We start from the raw sequence: 20,326 nt of genomic DNA, 5'->3' as shown, positions 1-20,326 counted from the left end.
ATTATGACAACAGTTATAAAAACACACAATCTCACGAAAAATTATGGTGATTATGCAGCGGTAAACAACGTCTCACTATCCCTTGAATTTGGTGACATCTACGGTCTTATCGGTCGAAATGGTGCCGGTAAGTCAACACTCTTTAAACTTTTAATGGGACTCACACAACCAACAAATGGGGATATCGCATTGTTTGGTGATCCATCCGATTCAGGGCTTCGCGTTGGAAGACACAATATTGGATTCATGAACGGGCCTAGCTTCTTCTCCTATTTGAATGCCTATGATAATCTCAACTACTTTAGACTTCTCAAAGGGATTCAAGATAAAACAGAAATTGATCGTGTCTTAAAGCTTGTTGATTTGGCAGGGGTGAAAAAACCCTTTAAATCCTACTCAATGGGTATGAAGCAAAGACTTGGAATTGCGAATGCGTTGATGGGATCGCCTAAGGTGATTATTCTGGACGAACCCGTTAATGGACTTGATCCACAAGGGATTGCTGACTTTAGGAAACTCATTCAACACCTCAATAAAGAAATTGGTATCACATTCGTTGTTTCATCCCACATTTTAGGTGAACTCGGATTAATGGCAACTCGTTTTGGATTTATTGAAAAAGGAAAACTTATTGAAGAAATTACAGCTCAAGAACTCCATGAGAGAACCCGCAGTTCTTTGAAGATTGTCGTCGATAATGTTGCGAAAGCTTCTATACTCCTTGAAGAAGAAGCAAATACAACCAATTTCCGTGTCTTTGATGATAAAACAATCATTCTTAATGATTATGTTCACGAACCAAATATTATTAACAACTTAATGGTGAGCAATGGAATCACACTGTATCAAATTTCGACCAATGAAGCCAGTCTCGAAGACTACTTCCTTAATCTGATTGGAGGACCAAGCGATGCTTCAATACATTAAAGCTGAACTCTATCGACTCGCTCGCAAACGTTCCACCTATATTTACTACGGTGTCTTGGTTGCTGCATTTGTGGGCATCATGCTACTTTTAGTTAATGTTGATTCCCCAACTTTCTTCCTTGAACTCGGATTTGGATTGGTCCAAGTCGTTTCACTCTTTGTAACAACTCAAGTATTCTTAGCAGTATACTGTGATGATATCGCATCAAAAACATATGCCAACACAATTAGTACAGGTTTATCGCGCACTGCACTCATCCTATCAAAAGTACTCCTATTTGTAATTCATACTGTTACAGTCTTTATCGGACTTGTCTTAGTGTATGGTGGGCTATATGTTTACTATGGTGGTAGTTTTGAAGGAACCCAACTTATACTGGTTCAAGGGTTGTTAAAATTCTTGGTGTGTGTCATTGCAAGTTCTGTTGCCTATGCAACCCTATCTTCAATTGTCTTGCTACAGTTTCAATCCTCAACGATCAGTGTTGCACTCTATCTCTTCTTTAACTTAGGTTTTGTTTACAATATCTTGAATATGGTAAGAAATATCATTCCGTTTTTGGATGAAGCAATGCAATTTTCAATTACAGAGCAAATTATGAATCTTATGGGATCTGGACCTGATCTTAGTCTTAATGTTCAATTCTTTGGAATCATGGCAGCCTACGTCTTGGTATCCATCTCAATATCAACATTCCTCTTCAACAAAAAGGAAATTTCTGTTTAAAGGAGGCCGGTTGTGATTCAAACAATTCATGCAGAACTTTATCGTCTGTCACATAAACGATCAACGAAAATATACTATGGTGTTTGGATTGGCTTATTTCTCTTTGTGACCGTTGTCCTTTCGACATTTGAAAGTGGAGAGCAAATACTTCTTGAAGGAATCAATGCGCTTCAATTTGTTTCCCTTATCATCAGTGCACATGCATTTTCGGCAGTATATTGTGATGATTTCAAAGCAAATACATTGGGGAATCTTGTGAGCACTGGAAAATCACACGCAACAGTTGTGAGTTCAAAACTCATCGTGATGACGCTCTTTACAGGATTTGTAGCCCTTATTCACGGATTTATTTTCATAGGGATATATCTTCTCTTTGGTGGAAGATTTTCCCCCTATGATATGAAACTTTTACAGATGCTTGTTAGAATTGGTGGCTATACCTTTGCCTCTATTATTGGTTTTAGTGCAATCACATCGGTTGTTGTTTACCGTTTCAAAAACACTGCCTTAAGTATTGTTGGCTATATTCTTATCACAACTGGGTGGCTAAACTATCTCTTTTCACGATTTATTGAGTTGTTTGAGCCACTTAAAGAATTATCTACCGTTACCCTGAGTTCAATGCTCGCCCAAATCAGAGTTGGAAGTCAAGAAGTCTCACCAACACTCTTTATTGCAGTTCTATTACTGGTTGTACTTACTTCAAGTGCACTTTCAACTTGCTTCTTAAAACAAAGCGACCTAAGCTAGGAGGGTTTTTATGATTTTGTTCATTATCGGATTATTGATTGGTGGTATTCTTGTTTACATAATCCTTTCACATGAAATAAGAGGTCTTGCAAAGCAGATCAATGTATCGCGAAATTTCAAGACACTTTCACCGATTCAAATTATGGATAATGAACCATCCCTAAACAACCTTGTTTATGAACTGAATAATCTTTTATCAGAATATTATGACTTGATACAATACAACGATCGGATGCTGCAACAACTACAGCAAATGACGACATCAATCGCACATGATTTCAGAACTCCCCTTACATCCATGCTTGGTTATATTCAAATAGTCCAAGACAGTAATTTATCAGACAAAGACAAAGAACGACTCAGCCTCGTAGAAAAACGTATTAAAGTATTAAACAACCATGTTGAAGACTTTTATATGCTCAGTCAGCTCAGCTCTGATGAATTCCCACTGTCGATTGAGCCACAGAATCCAAATCGGATACTGCAAGAAAACCTCGCACTTTATTATGATTCCTTAAATCAACACTTCGAGTCCATTGAAATCAATATCGGTGACGATGCCATCACAGGCGACTTTGATGTTGCAGCATTCAATCGTATTATCAGTAATCTTATTAAGAACGCATTAAATCATGGGAGTCAATATTTCTCGATTTCCACGATAAGAACTTCAGAACGCACGCTTAATATCTCATTTGTAAATAAAGGAGCCTCTGAATCTCTTGATCTAAACCGAATCTTTGATCGCACATACCGTAATAGCAAAGATAGATCCAACGCCTCAAGCGGTCTTGGCCTCTCTATTGCTTATGAGTTAGCAAAATCGATGGATATGGCGCTTTCAGCACATCAAAGTAATGATGAAATTACATTTACACTGACACTCTATGTTCGATAGAAACGACACAATGTCGTTTTTTTTATACATTGAACATCGCTTAATACTCTGGATTATGTGGCACTGGGATATTAACAAACTTCCATAAAAAAAGCAGCATCCGTAGACACTGCCCTTTATTATGCTTCAAACTCTACAACATAAGGATATGTTTGTGTATCAATATATCCTGTATGGAATCCAATAATCATACCATGATGGTTTAATACAGTGCGACCACGTTTCAACAACAGATCGACATCCGCTTCAAATACTTCTTGAGCTTCTGAGTTTTCACTGCGATGTATAATGACAAATTCATCTCGTACCTTATAAGCATCATAGTTCTTTGACGCAAGAAACTCATGCAATGTCATTTGGTCGAGCTTCATTTGATCATCTTCATCAAAATCAAAGTATTGAAATGAATAAACAAACGCTGCAACTAATACGCCTTCATTATAGTAATACTTCTTGAACTTCCTGTATCGATTCCCAAAGATTGGGAAATATTCATGCGATTCATCTATTTCAACAACATCCAATGATGAACGTTGAATTGATGTGTTGGCTTCACTTGCGAGAATTGAAGAAAAAGAAGCTACGTGTTCTAATTGCGACAGTATATTATTTTTTACTACTCTTGTCCCTACCCCACTCTTTTTTGTTACATATCCCTCTTCAGTTAAAATCTTGACTGCATTTCGTATGGTAATTTTACTCACTTGGAACATTTGTTCAAGTTGAATCTCAGTTGGAAGTAGACTTCCAAGTGGATACTTACCATCAATGATATCACTTCTTAACTGTTCCGCAATTTGTATATATAACGGGGCATGTCTCATAATAATCCTCCTATATTAATCTAAAGAAAAACGAAAGTATATTCAGAATAATCTGCAATACAAACATTGCATACAACATTCTAAATATTAGTCCACCCAAAGTCGTAGGCCGTTGATTTGTTGTCCGACGATATTGGGTTTGTTGGTATTGACGCGCTTGTTGTTGGCGCAACATTTCTGCAAAAAGGTCTTCAAAACTTGAATAACCTCCGGTGTACTGTTGTCCATTTCCACCTGGCCTTTGTTGGTATCCACCATAATTAGGTCCAGAAGATCCGAATTGATCATACTGTGCTTTCTTGTTTGGATCGGACAACACATCATAAGCAACATTCACTTCTTTCATGATTGCTTCAGCTTCTGGTGCTTTATTGACATCTGGATGGTACTTTTGTGCCATTTTTCGATATGCCTTTTTTATCTGATCCTGTGTTGCATCTCTTGCAACACCTAATGTCTTATAATAATCTTTTTGTGACATCAAACACTCCTATGATTTTGCATCGAATTTTGTTCGACACTGTGGACATGTAACAACAATCTGTTTTTTCCCTCTTGGTACGCGCATTTCGCGCTTGCAGTTTGGACACTTAAGATACTTATATTTCGGCAAATCCTTAATGCGTTTGAAAAACTTGCCAATTGGACGTGTTATTTTCACGCGCGCATTCATGTAAATACGGTTTTCATTATAACGTTTAGAGTAATTTTTTGAAAACATTCTTAAGTAACCAATCAATATAATAACCAATACAATCACTGGCATATATTGGAAGCGAATAAATATATTCGCAAGTATTAATGCTAATGCTAACCACGTTAAGTCACGTGATAAGATATCTGGCCCATAACGACCTTTCATAAATGACTGAAGTTTTGCTTGCCATTTACCCATAATAAATCACCTTCTAATCCATGCTAGTAATTATATCATTAATTCATTATAAATCTTAGGTAAAATGGCTACTTTACATAACTTCACACACTTAATTCACGTTCTTCCCCAAAAAAACCAGAATAAGAAATCTCTGGTTCATAAACTATACATTTGGATAGATATCGTCAACAGTTTTCTCTGGGTCAATCACAATAAACAAGCGACCATCACTGGTTACTTTTGATGATTGATATAAGTTGTCATTACCATCTGCGTCTTGCGCTTTGAATGGGAAATAGACACGACGTTCGTTAATTGAATCATCATCATAAATCATGTCCATCATTTCAATATCTGCATAACGGTCAGCACGGTTTGACATTCCGATTTCTAAAACACCAGAGTTGATATCTGTTGTTTGACCTGCATCAGCTTCAGGGAATATCTCAATCTTGAAAGATTGACATGGATAGATCTCTGTGAATTCTCCCCCATTGATACGGCCAAAGCTTGTGGTTACTTGCTTAATCCAAAGATCCCCAACAAATTCTAAATCAACATTCCAAGCTTGTCCATTTCTAAAGATAAAACGTAATGCTTTTACTTTTTTCATAATGAATCCTCCATAATAGAATTGTAACACTAACAAAGGTTTTTAGTGACTATTTCGCCCTTATTTCAACGAATATTTTAGTTGGATTTGTGATAAATCATAAGATTATCACAGGCATGATGCAATATTTCAAACATTCAACTAAAAATGTAAGTTCTCGTTTAAATTTTTGTTTTCAGACAGAACTAAAAATAAATCTTTATCTTGAATTACATAGGTTGGATCTATTTGAGCATCAAATGTCGGTAATCCTTGTGATTTAATCGCAATAATATTGAAATCATATTTCTTTCTAAAGTGAAGTTCATTAATGCGATGTCCTACCCACTTATCCAACACGCATATCTCCACTAAATGATACCGATCATCCAGCTTAAAGGCTTCAAGTACATTTGCACTTGCAAGCTCATTCGCAAGGCGTCTTCCCATTTCTACTTCAGGCAAAACAACACGCGATGCCCCTACTTTTAACAACACTTCTTTGTAGTTGGCATTCTTTGTTTTCACAATTACGTGCTCAACACCCAGTTTTTTTAAGTTCATGATGCCCAGGATTGTGATTTCAAGTTTCTCACCTGTCGCGACAATCCCGATATCAACACTCCCCACACCGGTTTCTTTTAACTGATCCAGCTTTGTAAAGTCTGCTTGAACTGCATTGTCCACTGCATCCATAACACCTTCAACGTGATCCATATTTTCATCAACTGCAATCACACTGACGCCATCTTCCGCAAGACCACGTGCGACCGCTGAACCAAATAATCCCAAGCCTAACACCGCTACCGATTTAACCATGTTGATGTCCTCCAAGTAACTTCACCACTATTTTACCACATTTTAAGCTGCTTTAAGCATACTATCAACAAGGGTTTGTGTGTCTGTAACCCGTTTAACCTGTCCATTGTCTACACGGTAGATGGCATCATACAAGTCAAGGTTTTCTTCAAAGTATATATGACTGACATTTACAATTGCTTGATCCAGTTTAAGAAGATCATGTTCAATTTCTTGAGCAACATACCCATCTAAGGCTGCAAATATTTCATCGCAGACAATGATGGAACAGTCCAAACACAATGCACGTGCACTCAACAATCGGGCGCGCTGCCCACCACTTAAATTTGCGCCATTATTAATGAGTTCCATATTTAGGTCTAAATCATCTAAGCGTACTTGTTTGAGTGCTTCATGAATTTTATCATCCGATATGGCTTGATGTAGTGTAACATTTTCTTTCAACGTTCCATTAAATATATACCCTACTTGGTCAACCGTTGCAAAGTTCTTATAATAACTCATGGCATCAATCTCGTAGATGCCCATATCATTCATCAATACTTCTCCAATCAATGGCTTGATGGATTGACGCATTGTTTTCAAAATCGTACTCTTACCTGCTCCTGAAGGACCCACAATTAGGACTTTATCATCGTGTCCAAGTTCTATATTAACATCGTGTAAGATTGGTGTATCATACCCCAAATCAGTGTCGATGAAGTCAAAGGATTCATACGATTCTACAGTCTCAGGACGATTTACAACTTCATTTTTTAAACGCTCATCAAAGGTACGAATTACATCTTGAATCGACATCATTTGCGTAAGGGTTGGGACGATTTGTTGCATCGGCCACACAATATTTGAGAACGCCATAATCACCATAATGACCGCACCAATCGTTGCACCTGCTTGATTCGCAAACCATAATCCACCACAAATTGCGATAAAAAATACAATCATTTGAAGTGTTTGATTTAATGCATCAATATACGTTGATTTTACATCAAGATTATAATTATCTTCTTGAACTTTAGAAGCATAATCAAAGAACATCTTTTTACGGGACGTTTCCAATTGGTGTTGCTTAATAACTTCAAACCCTTCCAAACTCTCTTCCACAAACGATGTATAATTGTTCAAGGATTCTGTTTTCTTTGTTTCACTCTTTTGAAGTGGTTTTCCACTACGCGCTGAGATTGCACCAAAGACCAGCATCAGTGCGGTTGAACCAACACCAACCCATACATTCACGGTAAATAGAATGTATAAAGATACAAGGGCATTACTCATCAATAATACCAACATCGATATTTGATCAAAGAACTTACCTTCGTAACGATCCATATCTTGTGTTAATTGTGAGCGATAAATTGGAGTAAACTCTTTTTGGAGTTGTGTAATATCCTTTTGCATCAATTTATCAATATACGTATTCTTAAGTAGCATCATGCTTTGCTTAATATAATTTGTTTTTACACTTAATTGGACCATACTGTTTCCAAAATTTAAAACTACAACAATTAAAAACTGAGGGATGAGTGATAGCATACCATCCAAGTTTCCTGCATACCCATAATCAACGATATCACCTAAAAGAAAGGTCACCCATCCTTGGATTAATGCACCTATAGTAAGGGCTAAAACTAAATACGTCAGTTGTTTTTTATCACCAAATCGTACGCTTTTCATACTGCACTTCCTTTCAAGTCAATAATTGTTTCAAATTGTGTTTTCAAGTAATCCAGGTGTCGGTGTGATACACAGACAACACTTCGATCAAGCTTCGCAATCGTTTCATAGATATGGCGGGATGTTTCATCATCTAGACTTGCAGATGGTTCATCGATAAACAGAATGTCGCACTCACGGTAGAGTTCTCGTGCAATTGATAGCCTTTGTTTTTGACCACCCGATACATTGTTCCCATTTTGAATTAATACATGGTCAACGCCTTCATCCAATGTCTCAATCCAACGCCAAAGATCTACATCTTTGAGTACTTTCTCAAGGCGTTTTTCATCATACGGTTGATTTAATACAATGTTATTTTTGATAGAATCTTCAAACATAAAGTGTTGTTGTCTTACATACCCACTGACTTTCAAATAATCACAATGATTTACTGACTGAAGCTCATTTTGATTCACATGTATTGATCCCTGATAGTCAGTGAGCGTTTGTGTGAGACAATTCAACAACGTTGTTTTCCCAATCCCAGAAGGACCATATATCAACACTTTGGATTGTGGCTCAATGGTAAACTCTAGATGATTAAACACTTCATGATCACCATAAGCATACCTTAAGTTTTCCACTACCAGCCCGTTAAACGCGTCAATGCTTTCACCTTCAACAACCGCTTCACTTGTTTTTTTAGTAATACGATTGTATACATCGATTGCTGCTTTATACCGGTTGATAAATGAGGTCATGTTAATAAACCCCCATACCATTTGCCCCGATAAGTTGAAAACCAATACCATTGATCCCATGTTTATATCACCAATTGTCCACAAGTATGCCGCATACACAAGCATGACGATTTGATACGATGAACCGATCCCTTCGGTCAATCCATTTTGAAATCCATTCAAACGTTGATAGCGATTTTTAAGTGACTCAACGGTTTCAATGATTGACTTCGCGATCATCTTAAATGTATCTTCCACATGGTATAATTTCATGACTTCAAGTCCATTCAATACGTTGGATAACTCTAGGTTATAATCAACGTTCGCATGTTGATTATTTTCTTGTGCAGCTCTTACCGGTTTTTCAAAGAGTCTCGATATGCCATATAGTACCATCGCCACTAGAATTGTTGAAATTGACATCAAAGGATTAACAGCAACCCATAATATCACAGCACCAATCACGAAAGTTCCACCCGAACTGATAATATTTATCAGAGACAAAAAGTAATCTTTTTCAAAGAGGTTCAAGTCTGATACCATATTTGATAAGTACTGTTCTTTTGGTTGACTTCGATATGCTTGGATATCTAAGTTCATGATACGTTCAAATGATGCAGTGCGCACATCCACCAATATATCTCTCATAAACCCAATCCGTAACCAACGGGATATCAAAAACGAAAGTGGGACAAATAAGAACAGTCCTAATGTTGTGAGTGCTACCCAAATCATTTCCTGTGGTGTTGTTGCAGTGAGCATGTTGAATCCTTGTGCCAATGCGAGTGTCACTGCTAAGTTTGCAAACATTGCAATGACTGCACCCGTGATATACTTCGCAAACTCAAATTTATTTTTAAACAATAGTTTTTTCATAGAATTCACCTCGTGTTTTCATTATACACATTCTATAAAATTTATTCATATTTTCATGGCAAGGAGTAAAAATTTAGTGGTAAGTGGTAAAAAAAAGAGCAACCGCTCTTTTTCTTGAAGGAGAATCTTCTTTATCGAATTACATTTTCTGTTTCAATATCAAAGAAATGTGCTTTATTAACATTAAAGCTCAATTCAACATCCGTTCCTGGTGTATATACATCTTGTACACCAACCTTAGAAATAAACTCATGACTTCCAATTTGTGCATAAAGCATTACTTCAGCACCCAACAATTCAGACACAACAACTTTTGATTTTAAGACAGATTCTGGTTGAGCTGATAATACTAAGAGATCTGCATGAATATCTTCTGGACGAATTCCAAAGACTACTTCTTTGCCATTGTATCCTTTATCGTTAAGCAATTTAGCTTTACCTTCAGGTACGTTAAGTGCAAATCCATCATTATCGAAGATTTTTCCATCTTTATATGTCACTTTGAAGAAGTTCATCGCAGGTGACCCTATGAATCCTGCAACAAATACATTCTCAGGATTGTTGTACACTTCTTTTGGAGAACCGATTTGTTGAATGAATCCATCTTTCATAATAACAATACGATCTGCCATTGTCATCGCTTCAGTTTGGTCATGGGTAACATAGATTGTTGTTGTTCCAAGACGTTGGTGCAGTTTCGCAATTTCGGCACGCATTGCAACACGGAGTTTCGCATCAAGGTTTGACAATGGCTCATCCATGAGGAATACTTGTGCATTACGAACAATCGCACGTCCTAACGCAACACGTTGACGCTCCCCACCAGATAATGCTGAAGGTTTACGTTTTAGGTATGTTTTCAATCCGAGGATATCCGCTGCATCATTTACTAAACGATCAATTTCAGGTTTTGGTACTTTACGTAGTTTCAAACCAAATGCCATATTATCATAAACCGTCATATGTGGATAAAGCGCGTAGTTTTGGAAAACCATCGCAATATCACGATCTTTAGGTTCAACGTCATTTACAACGCGATCGCCAATGGAAATTTCTCCAGATGTAATGTCTTCAAGTCCAGCAATCATACGGAGTGTTGTTGATTTACCACAACCTGATGGTCCTACAAAAACAACAAACTCTGAATCGTGAATTTCGAGGTTAAAATCAGTTACTGAGTAACGTGGATTTCCGTCATATTTTTTATGTACATTTTTTAGTGTTATATTCGCCATATTAATCACCTACTATTTTCTTTCTTTACCGTTTCATTATAATTTGTGACCATAAAATATGATATAGTAATAGTGCACAAAGAATTTGTATAAGGAGTAACGCAATGAAATTTACGCAACTCAAAGAAATATTTCCTGAAGCCAAACTTCTCGACAATCCCTCAGAGCGTGACGATGATTTATCGTACTTTAGCGAAGGAAAATGGATTACACTTCCAAAAGCATCATTATCTTCACGAGAAATCAAACTCTTAAATTCTCTGTATCATCAAATTAACCAGACATCTCAGTGGTTCGACTTTTTGATCTTAGGGAACAATACACTGAATGAATCGTCACAAACTTACTCAATTATTCAATTCAACGTTGATGCAATCAATGATACGCAATTATGGCTTGATGTGCTATCTGAATACTTTGGAAGCATTGAAGATGCCTTCTTTGTGACACCAACATATGGTCTGCTTGTCTATAAAGGAACCTTAACGCTGGACCTTGATCAATTCGAAGCAATGATGGGACCCTTGGACGAAGACTTTGAAACCAAAGCTTCCTTTTATATCGGTTTTTCACATCAGTTGGATCAACACTTTGTTGAACTCTTTAAAGCAGAACAAGCATTATTTTTAAAATACCAAGCGCATAGTCCAATCAGTAATTTCTTAAAAATCTACCTGCCTGCGCTGATTAAACCCGTACTGGATGATTATCCAGTATCCAAAGAACTCAAACAGATTATCACGACACAAGATATGTCACTGCTCATTAAGACCTTGTGGGACCACAAAGGAAATATTTCCTCAAGTGCTCAGAGTTTATTTCTCCATCGGAATACACTTTTATATCGCATTGATCGATTCTATGAGATCACCGGTATTAATCTTAAGAACCTTGACGACTTGTTGTTGTGTTATCTACTTATAATGTAAAGGATGGATGTATGAACACACTGAACTATAACGATAAAACCATAACCTTTGTCTCGACTGCCCATGTATCAAAAGATAGCGTCGACGAAGTAAAACATGTCATTGAAACCCTGCAACCAGATACTGTCTGTGTTGAACTTGATTATGGCCGAGCTCAAGGACTTACAAACCCTAAGGCATCAAAACCCTTGGATATTCGTGAAGTAATCAAATCCAAAAAATTTGGACTTTTTATCACAAATCTGATTCTGTCATCCTATCAAAAACAAATCGCTGATGACTTAGGATCAGAAGTTGGTGGTGAAATGAAACAAGCCATATTATCCGGTAAGGAAATCAATGCCTCCATTCAGTACATTGACCGTAATGTTCAAACAACGTTCAAACGACTTTGGAATTCAATGGGATTGTGGAAAAAGACTCAAGTTGCAACTGCTCTTATTATGTCTTTATTTGCAAGTGATGACGAGATTGACGCGCAGGAAATTGAGAATCTCAAATCCAGCGATTTATTATATAAATCAATTGAGGAACTTGATGATAAATACCCAGAAATAAGTCAAGTTATCTTACATGAACGCAATTACTTTATGGCTGAAAAAATCAAGAAACTATCGGGAACAAATATAGTGGTTGTACTTGGAGCTGCTCATACAGATGGTGTGATTAAAGCACTCAATGAATCACACGATCTCACAAAACTCAATCATGTTCCAGAAGAAAAGAAGAACAATTGGATGCAATGGATCCTTCCCGTCTTCTTTGTAGTAATGCTTGTACTTTTGACGCTTGATAATCCTGAAGTTGGCTTCCAACAACTCCTCCTATGGATTGGAATAAGTTCTGGTCTTGCGGTAATTGGTGCATTGATTTCACGCGCACACCCACTTACCATTCTTGTCACGGCATGTACAACCTGGTTGAGCATCTTATCACCAGTCCTTGCAGTTGGTATGTTTGCAGGGCTCACAGAAGCCTATATGAGACCCCCACTTGAAACAGAATTTAACACGATGACAACGGATGCGAAATCTTTAAAAGGTTGGTATGGTAACCGTATCCTTCGTATTGCTTTAGTCTTTATTCTTACTTCAATCTTTGCTTCCATCGGCACATTTGTGAGTGGTGCAAATATCATCAGCCAATTTTTCAGATAAACTCACTGAACATGTGATTTGATAATACTGCTTTGAGCTCTCAAAAAGTTAACAACTAAGACAAAAAACACGATTAACGACCTAAAGAAAAGGCCTGTAACGCTTAAGTATCATTTCAATACTTCATATCGTTACAGTGCCTTCTTTTTAGTCTATGACTTCAAGCTTATGATCCCAAAGCCAAACTGTTGCGAATCCCATAAATCCTGCTAACAGAGCTTTTAGGAATGTTAATAACAATAGTGTCTGAACTCCTGCTTGGTTAACCGCAATCGTGAATAAATCCGCCCAGTTAACGACACCAGAAATTGCAGTGTTCTCAATATTTTGGTAGAAACCTGGATCGAGTTGTGCCACAATCGTTGATGTATCAAAATTTCCAATTAGTTGTCCAAAAGCAAAGACAATTAACAAGTAAATAATAACAAACCACATTACACGTCTATTTTGGAAACGACTTGAATTCACAATCGCACCTACCATTAAGAATAATGAGCATGTAAAGATCGTAGATACCAATGACTCAACACCCCACACTAAGAAGAGTGACCAATCAATGTATGACAGAACATAACTGAATAGATCCTTCACGACCGCAAACACTTCACTGAGGTCCCTAAACATAATAGACATCGAAATGAGTGATGCAACACTTGCCACAACAGAGATTAGAATAGTCCATAAAATTGCGACAACTATTTTGCTTACAAAGATTTCCCATGAAGCAACCGGTTGTGTAAACGCACGATAAGATTCTTCACGATAGAGTGATTTATATAATAATCGAATGAATGCCATGATTGACATTACAAACGCTGCAACAATCAGTGCAAACATTGCAAGCATTGCTGCGGATACAAAGAATACAGAAGCTGTACTTTCACCGGTAAATGACATCAATGTAAGAAGTGTGAATGCAACGAGTATCGCAACAATAACATTTCTAAAACTTTGCCATGAATCGATGAATCCATTTTTAATTAATTTGATTACCATTTGAACACCTCTCTGAATAGCGCATCTACTGACATGCCTTTTTCTAAGCGTAAATCATCGCAGTTTTCATGCAAAAACACTGTACCATCCTTTAAGAATATGACTTCATCGAGCACATTTTCAATGTCTTGAATTAAGTGCGTTGAGATAATCAAAAGTGAATCTTCGCTATAGTTTGATAAAACTGTTTGAATAATTGAATCCCGCGCAGCTGGGTCGACCCCTGCAATTGGTTCATCAAGAATATAGACTTCTGATCGACGTGCTAGGCATAATGCGAGTTGAAATTTCTCGCGCATTCCCTTAGACATCTTACGCAATTCCATATCCATCGTTAATTGGAGTCGTTCCATAAGTTCAATAAACCGTTGTGCATCGAAGTCTTTATACATATCAGTGTATAAAGATAACACACGTTTTCCGGTAATCTTACTATCAAACGTATCCACATCCGGTAAGTAAGAGATAATACCTTTTGAATGGGGACCAATTTTTTGATCTGCAATCAAAATGTTCCCTGAATAATCCCTTAATAACCCTACTAAAATCTTAATCAATGTCGTTTTACCCGCACCATTTGGTCCGCATAAACCAACAATTTTTCCTCGAGAGAGTGTCAAATTGATATCGCTTAGGACTTGCACCTTGCCGTATCCTTTTGACACTCCCTTTATTTGAATAACATTCTCAACCATCTGTCTTTCCCTCTCTGACACGATTATAAATCTCGATTACTTCATCTTGATCTAGCTTCAACGCTCTAACTTTCGCTACAAATTCTTCCACTGTTTCAAGCGTAATCTTATGTTTCAATTGCGCTATCTTCTCAATATCATCGGTCACAAACTTCCCCTTAGTTCGATCCGTTTCCAATAATCCATCCCGTTCTAGTTCATTAAGTGCTTTTTGAACAGTGTTTGGATTCACTTTAAATTGCGTTGCAAGATCTCGGATTGAATCGATGCGTTCGCCAGGACTTAATGCCCCTGAAGCGATTCGCAAAACAAACATATCCATGATTTGCTGATAAATCGCAATTGAGTTACTCTTAAACGTCATAAGTGTCCCTCCTTTGTATCACTATAGTAGTACAATACCACAAATTAGGGGACAACGCAACCCTTTCTCTCTTAATTTTTAAAACTATGTAACGGAGCTGGGATAAACCCACCACGATTTACAAACTGAGAACAATCTGCTGTATTCACCGGCATAATCGGAGCGGTTCCTAAAAGGCCACCAAACTCAACAATATCGCCCACTTCTTTTCCAATTACAGGAATGATACGAACTGCTGTTGTTTTTTGATTAATCATACCAATGGCCATCTCATCCGCAATAATCCCTGATAACGTTTTTGCAGAGGTTGATCCAGGAACTGCAACCATGTCCAAACCAACAGAACACACACAGGTCATCGCTTCCAGTTTTTCAAGTGTCAAAAATCCATCTTTAACCGCTTGAATCATCCCTTGATCTTCACTCACTGGAATAAAGGCACCACTAAGTCCACCGACATGTGAGGATGCCATAAGTCCCCCTTTTTTAATGCTGTCATTTAATAATGCCAGCGCAGCAGTTGTGCCTGGTGCTCCAGCATATTCTAATCCCATTTCATTAAATATCTCAGCAATACTGTCTCCTACTGCAGGCGTTGGAGCTAAAGATAAGTCAACAATTCCAAACTCAACACCTAAGCGTCTTGCAGCTTCAATTCCAATAAGCTGTCCAATGCGTGTAATCTTAAATGCACTGTTCTTTATCGCATCACATAAGACTTGGAACGGTTCATGTCGCACTTCTTTTAAGGCACGCTTTACAACCCCAGGGCCACTTACCCCAACACTTACAACACAGTCAGGTTGACCAATGCCATGATAAGCACCCGCCATAAATGGATTATCATCAACTGCATTGGTAAAAACAACAAACTTCGTACACCCATTCAGTGCTGAATCTTGTGTTAAAGTTGCGCATTCAACGAGCATTTCACCAACCATTAAGACTGCATCCATGTTAATTCCTGTCTTGGTAGAACCAACATTCAAAGATGAACATACGCGCTCTGTTTGGGCCAATGCCTGAGGGATTGATTGGATTAATTTACGATCTGAGTCCGTCATTCCTTTTTGAACAAGCGCACTAAATCCTCCAATAAAATTAACACCTGTGTCGCGTGCTGCTTTATCTAGGGTATGCGCAATCGATACATAATCATCGACATCACACGCGCCAGCCACTAAAGCAATTGGCGTTACTGAGATACGCTTGTTAACAATCTCAACACCGTATTCTTTTTCAAGTGATTCACCAACTTGAACTAAGTCCTTCGCTTTTGTCACAATTTTATTGTATATTTTTTGATTTAGTTTATCGATGTTCTCATCGACACAATCCAATAAACTAATCCCCATCGTAATGGTTCGAACATCAAACTTCTCTTCTTCAATCATCCGAATCGTTTCTAATACTTCTAGATTTGTAATCATACTAAAACTCCTAAACTCGATGCATTGCTTCAAAGATTTCTTCACGTTGAACTCGAATTTCAACGCCGAGTGCTTCACCTGTTTTTTTGAGATTCTCATACACTCCCTCAAATGTGCCTTCTTGGTACTCCACAATCATAATCATATTAAAATAATCATGTAATATTGTTTGCGAAATATCCAATACATTAACATCATGTTCTGCAAGGACAGTGCATACTTTAGCAATAATCCCAATCTTGTCTTTCCCAACCACTGTTACGATAGCTCTCACGTTTAAAATCCTCCTTCATCTTGATTTTTTTTATGAGCAAAAACCTATGAAAAAAGCGAAGTAAATTTCGCTTATTGGTACTTCTTTAGAATTTCTTCATACATGTGACCGCAATCGTTCCCGGTCCAGTATGGGCTAAAACAATCGGATAAATATTGCGACGAACAACACTTCTCCCTAAGATCCGTTCTACTTCCGCAATAACCTCTAGCATGTCTTCTTCTGGTGCATCACCACTCAAGACTGCCCAATCATAATCATCTGGGTTTCGATCTTCCACTACATACGAAACACCTTTCTTCAAAGCTTTCTTATGTGTTCTAACTTTATCAAGAAGGTCTATTTCTCCATCTGTTACGCTGAGTATTGGCATAATCTTCAACAAGTTTGCAACCGCAGCTGCAGCCGGTTTAATACGCCCACCCCTCTTTAGATATTCAATTGATTCTGGGATCAATGATGCGAACATAAATGAGTTTGATTCAATATTTTGTTTAATCTCAACCAATGGCACACCTGATTCCGCGAGTTCTTTCGCGCGTAACGTTACATATAAAAGCGGGTAACTTACCGCAAGTGTATCAACAACAACTACTCTCCCACCAAATTCTTCAGCTAAAATACATGCTGTCTGATATGTGCCACTTAGTTTACTTGAAATTGGTAGATATAATACTTGATCGTGTGTTTCTAATAAGTTTTTAAATAATGTTCCTGTATTAAAGAGGTTAGGTTGCGATGTACTGACTGTTGCACCATTTTTCATTGCTTCAATAAATGCTTCACGAGAGATTCCTTCTTCTTCTAAAAAATCTTCACCATCGATTGTCAGTGGCATTCGAGCCACGAAAATTCCAAGTGATTCTGCATCTTCTCTCGATAAGTCTGCAGATGAGTCTGTTACTATAGCAGTTTTCATCGTTAACTCCTTTCATCTATATATAATAGCATAGGTTGACTTTAAAAGTAAGATTCAGTTTCACTGCCATATCTACATCATGAACACTTTATCCTCACAACTTAGTTTATTCCGAATCAATGTGCTTAAAAAAACAGTATTTTCCATTAAGTCAATGTGTGATTAGGATGCAGCTTTTTCATAAATAAATTGATTCTAGACGCACAACACATGAATCTACTAAAAAATGATTTTTCCTATTTACAAAATAACCTAAATAATGTAGAATGAATAAGCACATGGCGGTCGTGGCGAAGGTGGTTAACGCACCGGGTTGTGGCTCCGGCACTCGCGGGTTCAAGTCCCGTCGATCGCCCCATTAAGCAAACAAACCTACTAAAAAGTAGGTTTTTTTATGTCAAAATGAAAAATGCGGCGATAGAAACTCCCTCTCTATCATAAGAACTCTTGTCGATATACTTGGGAAAAGAAAAGAGCTTTCGCTCTTCTCTTTTTAAAATCTATTTGGTTTTACATGTAAAGCCTGAGCTTTCTAGTGCAGTTACAGATTTTTTTAGTGAAATCAATTTAGTTTCTTTTGCAGCATCATCTGATGACAACAATCCTAATTGTTGCAGCGTTGATATACTCGCAGATTCCAAATCATAACGTGCTTTATCCTTAATTGATGTATCACTTAACTTTTCATAGCTAACTTCAACACCATCTAGTGAATTAACCGATTCAATAGCAGCGTCAATTTGCACTATTGCACTTTCAAGTTGTTCCTTACTACTATAATCTATGATTCCTTCAAAAAGAATCACTTTAACAATATCACCTTCAGACTCAAGTGTCTGTTTGGACGTAGTATAAGCACTATACTGTTTATCCATTGTACACTCCGTCACACTTGAATTACTCTTATTACCACAGCCAGTAAGGAAAGCAGTTAAAATACACAAAACTAGAACTTTCTTCATAAGTGTCCCCTCTCATATACTCTTTAATTATAGTTCATATAAAATGAGAAACAAGATATTAAATTTATTTATATGGTGTGATTCAGTGGATAAAATTCATCAATTATCCAATAAACCATCCATTTTGCGTGCCTGCCAGTATAATTTTTCTTTCCTCTAAGGTTAAGGGCTTGAACTAATTACTCATGATAAGCTCCTTCTTTTTTAAGTCATGCAACATACTCATACTATGGCTTAATGAAAGACTTATTGCAACTGGAAGTTTATGAATAACTAACATCAACTTCGCCCCCCTTAAAGTGGAACTTAACTTTTCACTTAACTTTTTCCATTAAGTTTGTGTTAAAAATTGTCTATTAAGTTTGTGTTAAAAATTTGACTTAAGTGCCCATTCATGTTAATGTAGTAAAGGTTATAAGAAATGTTACACTTTATTAATAATAGTTTTCTCTTTGTTAATTGAAATGTATAAACGCTTATTCTAGACAGGAGGACACTATGGATTCAGGAAAAGTAAAATTCTTTAATGCAGAAAAAGGTTTCGGTTTTATCATCGTTGATGGTTCAAACGAAGAAATCTTTGTACATTACTCAGGTATTGCTGCACAAGGCTACAAGTCATTAAACGAAGGTCAAGCAGTTATGTTTGATATCGTAGACGGACGTCGTGGTAAGCAAGCTGAAAATGTAAAACCATTATAAGCTAATAAAAGGAGCTCGCGCTCCTTTTTTATTTATCTTTCTGACCTTTATACTTTTCAAACAAATCCCGTTCTTCTTGTGTTGCCTCATCTGTCAACTCAAAGTCACCGGTTTCAGGATCAAAAACCATAACACTCAACAACTCAACAGGCAACTCATTAAACAAATCTGTTTTTACTTTTTCTGGCATTTTTCGTTGCCTCCTTTACACAATCAGTTTCCTTATTGTTTTTCATTCACAACCACTGCGGTTCCAGTACACGACACCATAATCATGCCACCACCACCGAGTGTCTCATAATCGATGCGCAACCCAACAACAGCATTCGCCCCCATTGACATTGCACGTGATTCAAGTTCTCTGAGAGCATCCGTCCGCGATTGAATAATTTCTTCTTCATATCCTTTTGAACGCCCGCCTACTAAATTTCGAAAGCTCGCACCAATATCCTTAATGAAGTCAATCCCATTGATGACTTCTCCAAAAACAACACCTTTATACTCAACAATCTCATAGCCTTCTAATGTATGCGTTGTTACGATTTTCATACTGTTCTCCTTTTTAGTATTTCAAAAGAAATACCTATGCTTTCTTCACAAGCTCTGATTTCAAGTCCATCACACCATACCCATCAACACGAGCAGTTATGTTGTGATCACCGTTTACTTCTAAACGTATGTTTGATACCTTTGTTCCTTGTTTAATACTATCTGAACTTCCTTTTATTTTCACATCTTTTATCATAATTGCATTATCACCATCTTGGAGCACATTACCGTAGGCATCTTTTACAGCATTTGCTTCCTTTTCAAGATCCATTTCATGCTGACTCCATTCATGGCCACATTCTGGACAAATAAAAAGGGTTCCGTCTTCATAGGTATAGGTTCCATTACAATTTGGACAACTTGGATATTCCATACTATCCCTCGCTTTCACAAAGATTATATCGAAATCATTTACTTATCGCAACACC

General features: G+C 37.3%; 25 protein-coding genes and 1 tRNA gene. 8 read left to right on the top strand and 18 right to left on the bottom strand.

Going from position 1 to position 20,326, the window contains the following annotated elements:
- The first annotated feature begins 3 nt into the window (after positions 1-3).
- Genes AOC36_RS00835 through AOC36_RS00820 form a run of 4 tightly spaced genes read left to right on the top strand, consistent with a single transcriptional unit; the run spans position 4 to position 3,302 of the window.
- On the top strand, positions 4-927 hold the full coding sequence (locus AOC36_RS00835; RefSeq protein WP_067630080.1) for an ABC transporter ATP-binding protein: 924 nt from the start codon (positions 4-6) through the stop codon (positions 925-927).
- Positions 911-1,654: a hypothetical protein gene (locus AOC36_RS00830; protein ID WP_067630077.1), complete on the top strand. Its 744-nt coding sequence runs from the start codon at positions 911-913 to the stop codon at positions 1,652-1,654. The genes AOC36_RS00835 and AOC36_RS00830 overlap by 17 nt, the downstream gene beginning before the upstream one ends.
- A 12-nt stretch (positions 1,655-1,666) precedes the next feature.
- Complete coding sequence (locus tag AOC36_RS00825) at positions 1,667-2,404, top strand: ABC transporter permease (protein WP_067630073.1); 738 nt, start codon at positions 1,667-1,669, stop codon at positions 2,402-2,404.
- Positions 2,405-2,414: 10 nt separating this feature from the next.
- Positions 2,415-3,302 carry a sensor histidine kinase gene (locus AOC36_RS00820; RefSeq protein WP_067630070.1) on the top strand — a complete coding sequence of 296 codons (888 nt, stop codon included), beginning with the start codon at positions 2,415-2,417 and terminating at the stop codon, positions 3,300-3,302.
- 119 nt (positions 3,303-3,421) lie between these two features.
- Here the strand turns inward: AOC36_RS00820 and AOC36_RS00815 are convergent, their stop codons facing one another.
- The 8 genes from AOC36_RS00815 to AOC36_RS00780 all read right to left on the bottom strand — a co-directional run bounded on the left by AOC36_RS00815 (position 3,422) and on the right by AOC36_RS00780 (position 10,921).
- Positions 3,422-4,126 (bottom strand): GntR family transcriptional regulator, encoded by a 705-nt coding sequence (locus AOC36_RS00815; RefSeq protein WP_067630068.1) that lies wholly within the window; start codon positions 4,124-4,126, stop codon positions 3,422-3,424.
- 10 nt (positions 4,127-4,136) lie between these two features.
- The gene (locus AOC36_RS12605) at positions 4,137-4,607 is read right to left on the bottom strand and encodes a DnaJ domain-containing protein (RefSeq protein WP_067630066.1); all 471 of its coding nucleotides are present in this window, start codon (positions 4,605-4,607) and stop codon (positions 4,137-4,139) included.
- 9 nt (positions 4,608-4,616) lie between these two features.
- Positions 4,617-5,021, bottom strand: coding sequence for a hypothetical protein (locus AOC36_RS00805; RefSeq protein WP_067630064.1), 405 nt, complete (start codon positions 5,019-5,021; stop codon positions 4,617-4,619).
- Between the two features lie 145 nt (positions 5,022-5,166).
- Positions 5,167-5,616, bottom strand: coding sequence for a hypothetical protein (locus tag AOC36_RS00800; protein ID WP_335338931.1), 450 nt, complete (start codon positions 5,614-5,616; stop codon positions 5,167-5,169).
- Between the two features lie 141 nt (positions 5,617-5,757).
- The gene (locus AOC36_RS00795) at positions 5,758-6,414 is read right to left on the bottom strand and encodes a potassium channel family protein (protein WP_067630062.1); all 657 of its coding nucleotides are present in this window, start codon (positions 6,412-6,414) and stop codon (positions 5,758-5,760) included.
- Between the two features lie 42 nt (positions 6,415-6,456).
- Positions 6,457-8,088 carry an ATP-binding cassette domain-containing protein gene (locus AOC36_RS00790; protein ID WP_067630059.1) on the bottom strand — a complete coding sequence of 544 codons (1,632 nt, stop codon included), beginning with the start codon at positions 8,086-8,088 and terminating at the stop codon, positions 6,457-6,459.
- Positions 8,085-9,686 (bottom strand): ATP-binding cassette domain-containing protein, encoded by a 1,602-nt coding sequence (locus AOC36_RS00785; RefSeq protein WP_067630057.1) that lies wholly within the window; start codon positions 9,684-9,686, stop codon positions 8,085-8,087. The genes AOC36_RS00790 and AOC36_RS00785 overlap by 4 nt, the downstream gene beginning before the upstream one ends.
- A 131-nt stretch (positions 9,687-9,817) precedes the next feature.
- On the bottom strand, positions 9,818-10,921 hold the full coding sequence (locus AOC36_RS00780) for an ABC transporter ATP-binding protein (protein ID WP_067630055.1): 1,104 nt from the start codon (positions 10,919-10,921) through the stop codon (positions 9,818-9,820).
- A gap of 104 nt (positions 10,922-11,025) precedes the next feature.
- Between AOC36_RS00780 and AOC36_RS00775 the strand changes: the two genes are divergently transcribed.
- Both AOC36_RS00775 and AOC36_RS00770 read left to right on the top strand, forming a co-directional pair.
- On the top strand, positions 11,026-11,850 hold the full coding sequence (locus tag AOC36_RS00775; RefSeq protein WP_067630054.1) for a helix-turn-helix domain-containing protein: 825 nt from the start codon (positions 11,026-11,028) through the stop codon (positions 11,848-11,850).
- Positions 11,851-11,861: 11 nt separating this feature from the next.
- Complete coding sequence (locus AOC36_RS00770; protein WP_067630053.1) at positions 11,862-13,007, top strand: TraB/GumN family protein; 1,146 nt, start codon at positions 11,862-11,864, stop codon at positions 13,005-13,007.
- 147 nt (positions 13,008-13,154) lie between these two features.
- Here AOC36_RS00770 and AOC36_RS00765 read toward each other — a convergent pair whose 3' ends face one another.
- From AOC36_RS00765 to AOC36_RS00740, 6 genes are all read right to left on the bottom strand, one after another.
- Positions 13,155-14,003, bottom strand: a complete 849-nt coding sequence (locus AOC36_RS00765; RefSeq protein WP_067630050.1) for a hypothetical protein — start codon at positions 14,001-14,003, stop codon at positions 13,155-13,157.
- A complete protein-coding gene (locus AOC36_RS00760) occupies positions 13,997-14,698 on the bottom strand; it encodes an ABC transporter ATP-binding protein (RefSeq protein WP_067630047.1) in 702 nt (233 codons plus the stop codon). The genes AOC36_RS00765 and AOC36_RS00760 overlap by 7 nt, the downstream gene beginning before the upstream one ends.
- Positions 14,691-15,062, bottom strand: coding sequence for a GntR family transcriptional regulator (locus AOC36_RS00755; RefSeq protein ID WP_067630044.1), 372 nt, complete (start codon positions 15,060-15,062; stop codon positions 14,691-14,693). The genes AOC36_RS00760 and AOC36_RS00755 overlap by 8 nt, the downstream gene beginning before the upstream one ends.
- Positions 15,063-15,133: 71 nt before the next feature.
- Positions 15,134-16,492: a PFL family protein gene (locus tag AOC36_RS00750; protein WP_067630041.1), complete on the bottom strand. Its 1,359-nt coding sequence runs from the start codon at positions 16,490-16,492 to the stop codon at positions 15,134-15,136.
- Between the two features lie 10 nt (positions 16,493-16,502).
- Complete coding sequence (locus AOC36_RS00745; protein ID WP_067630038.1) at positions 16,503-16,766, bottom strand: ACT domain-containing protein; 264 nt, start codon at positions 16,764-16,766, stop codon at positions 16,503-16,505.
- An 85-nt stretch (positions 16,767-16,851) separates the two neighbouring features.
- Positions 16,852-17,685, bottom strand: a complete 834-nt coding sequence (locus AOC36_RS00740) for a DegV family protein (protein ID WP_067630035.1) — start codon at positions 17,683-17,685, stop codon at positions 16,852-16,854.
- Positions 17,686-17,966: 281 nt separating this feature from the next.
- Between AOC36_RS00740 and AOC36_RS00735 the strand changes: the two genes are divergently transcribed.
- Positions 17,967-18,043, top strand: a tRNA-His gene (locus AOC36_RS00735).
- 142 nt (positions 18,044-18,185) lie between these two features.
- Here AOC36_RS00735 and AOC36_RS00730 read toward each other — a convergent pair.
- A complete protein-coding gene (locus AOC36_RS00730; protein WP_078055019.1) occupies positions 18,186-18,647 on the bottom strand; it encodes a DUF1307 domain-containing protein in 462 nt (153 codons plus the stop codon).
- Between the two features lie 498 nt (positions 18,648-19,145).
- Between AOC36_RS00730 and AOC36_RS00725 the strand changes: the two genes are divergently transcribed.
- The gene (locus tag AOC36_RS00725; protein ID WP_067630029.1) at positions 19,146-19,349 is read left to right on the top strand and encodes a cold-shock protein; all 204 of its coding nucleotides are present in this window, start codon (positions 19,146-19,148) and stop codon (positions 19,347-19,349) included.
- A gap of 28 nt (positions 19,350-19,377) precedes the next feature.
- Here the strand turns inward: AOC36_RS00725 and AOC36_RS12110 are convergent, their stop codons facing one another.
- From AOC36_RS12110 to AOC36_RS00715, 3 genes are read right to left on the bottom strand one after another with little or no spacing between them, the layout of a single operon-like run.
- Positions 19,378-19,539, bottom strand: a complete 162-nt coding sequence (locus tag AOC36_RS12110; protein ID WP_157777111.1) for a hypothetical protein — start codon at positions 19,537-19,539, stop codon at positions 19,378-19,380.
- Between the two features lie 32 nt (positions 19,540-19,571).
- Positions 19,572-19,898, bottom strand: coding sequence for a YbjQ family protein (locus tag AOC36_RS00720; RefSeq protein WP_067630028.1), 327 nt, complete (start codon positions 19,896-19,898; stop codon positions 19,572-19,574).
- Between the two features lie 34 nt (positions 19,899-19,932).
- On the bottom strand, positions 19,933-20,271 hold the full coding sequence (locus AOC36_RS00715; RefSeq protein ID WP_067630026.1) for a zinc ribbon domain-containing protein YjdM: 339 nt from the start codon (positions 20,269-20,271) through the stop codon (positions 19,933-19,935).
- Positions 20,272-20,326 lie beyond the last annotated feature (55 nt).

The organism is Erysipelothrix larvae, from assembly GCF_001545095.1.
Lineage (GTDB): Bacteria > Bacillota_I > Bacilli_A > Erysipelotrichales > Erysipelotrichaceae > Erysipelothrix > Erysipelothrix larvae.
This window is presented reverse-complemented; position numbering and strand designations above follow the sequence as displayed.

Excerpts from the sequence above, each read along its gene's own strand:
- AOC36_RS00805 (WP_067630064.1), bottom strand. The coding sequence starts at position 5,021 with ATGGGTAAATGGCAAGCAAAACTTCAGTCATTTATGAAAGGTCGTTAT.
- AOC36_RS00820 (WP_067630070.1), top strand. The coding sequence starts at position 2,415 with ATGATTTTGTTCATTATCGGATTATTGATTGGTGGTATTCTTGTTTAC.
- AOC36_RS00815 (WP_067630068.1), bottom strand. The coding sequence starts at position 4,126 with ATGAGACATGCCCCGTTATATATACAAATTGCGGAACAGTTAAGAAGT.
- AOC36_RS00715 (WP_067630026.1), bottom strand. The coding sequence starts at position 20,271 with ATGGAATATCCAAGTTGTCCAAATTGTAATGGAACCTATACCTATGAA.
- AOC36_RS00755 (WP_067630044.1), bottom strand. The coding sequence starts at position 15,062 with ATGACGTTTAAGAGTAACTCAATTGCGATTTATCAGCAAATCATGGAT.
- AOC36_RS00750 (WP_067630041.1), bottom strand. The coding sequence starts at position 16,492 with ATGATTACAAATCTAGAAGTATTAGAAACGATTCGGATGATTGAAGAA.
- AOC36_RS00765 (WP_067630050.1), bottom strand. The coding sequence starts at position 14,003 with ATGGTAATCAAATTAATTAAAAATGGATTCATCGATTCATGGCAAAGT.
- AOC36_RS00770 (WP_067630053.1), top strand. The coding sequence starts at position 11,862 with ATGAACACACTGAACTATAACGATAAAACCATAACCTTTGTCTCGACT.
- AOC36_RS00830 (WP_067630077.1), top strand. The coding sequence starts at position 911 with ATGCTTCAATACATTAAAGCTGAACTCTATCGACTCGCTCGCAAACGT.
- AOC36_RS00800 (WP_335338931.1), bottom strand. The coding sequence starts at position 5,616 with ATGAAAAAAGTAAAAGCATTACGTTTTATCTTTAGAAATGGACAAGCT.
- AOC36_RS12110 (WP_157777111.1), bottom strand. The coding sequence starts at position 19,539 with ATGCCAGAAAAAGTAAAAACAGATTTGTTTAATGAGTTGCCTGTTGAG.
- AOC36_RS12605 (WP_067630066.1), bottom strand. The coding sequence starts at position 4,607 with ATGTCACAAAAAGATTATTATAAGACATTAGGTGTTGCAAGAGATGCA.
- AOC36_RS00790 (WP_067630059.1), bottom strand. The coding sequence starts at position 8,088 with ATGAAAAGCGTACGATTTGGTGATAAAAAACAACTGACGTATTTAGTT.
- AOC36_RS00725 (WP_067630029.1), top strand. The coding sequence starts at position 19,146 with ATGGATTCAGGAAAAGTAAAATTCTTTAATGCAGAAAAAGGTTTCGGT.
- AOC36_RS00775 (WP_067630054.1), top strand. The coding sequence starts at position 11,026 with ATGAAATTTACGCAACTCAAAGAAATATTTCCTGAAGCCAAACTTCTC.
- AOC36_RS00760 (WP_067630047.1), bottom strand. The coding sequence starts at position 14,698 with ATGGTTGAGAATGTTATTCAAATAAAGGGAGTGTCAAAAGGATACGGC.
- AOC36_RS00720 (WP_067630028.1), bottom strand. The coding sequence starts at position 19,898 with ATGAAAATCGTAACAACGCATACATTAGAAGGCTATGAGATTGTTGAG.
- AOC36_RS00740 (WP_067630035.1), bottom strand. The coding sequence starts at position 17,685 with ATGAAAACTGCTATAGTAACAGACTCATCTGCAGACTTATCGAGAGAA.
- AOC36_RS00780 (WP_067630055.1), bottom strand. The coding sequence starts at position 10,921 with ATGGCGAATATAACACTAAAAAATGTACATAAAAAATATGACGGAAAT.
- AOC36_RS00785 (WP_067630057.1), bottom strand. The coding sequence starts at position 9,686 with ATGAAAAAACTATTGTTTAAAAATAAATTTGAGTTTGCGAAGTATATC.
- AOC36_RS00730 (WP_078055019.1), bottom strand. The coding sequence starts at position 18,647 with ATGAAGAAAGTTCTAGTTTTGTGTATTTTAACTGCTTTCCTTACTGGC.
- AOC36_RS00835 (WP_067630080.1), top strand. The coding sequence starts at position 4 with ATGACAACAGTTATAAAAACACACAATCTCACGAAAAATTATGGTGAT.
- AOC36_RS00795 (WP_067630062.1), bottom strand. The coding sequence starts at position 6,414 with ATGGTTAAATCGGTAGCGGTGTTAGGCTTGGGATTATTTGGTTCAGCG.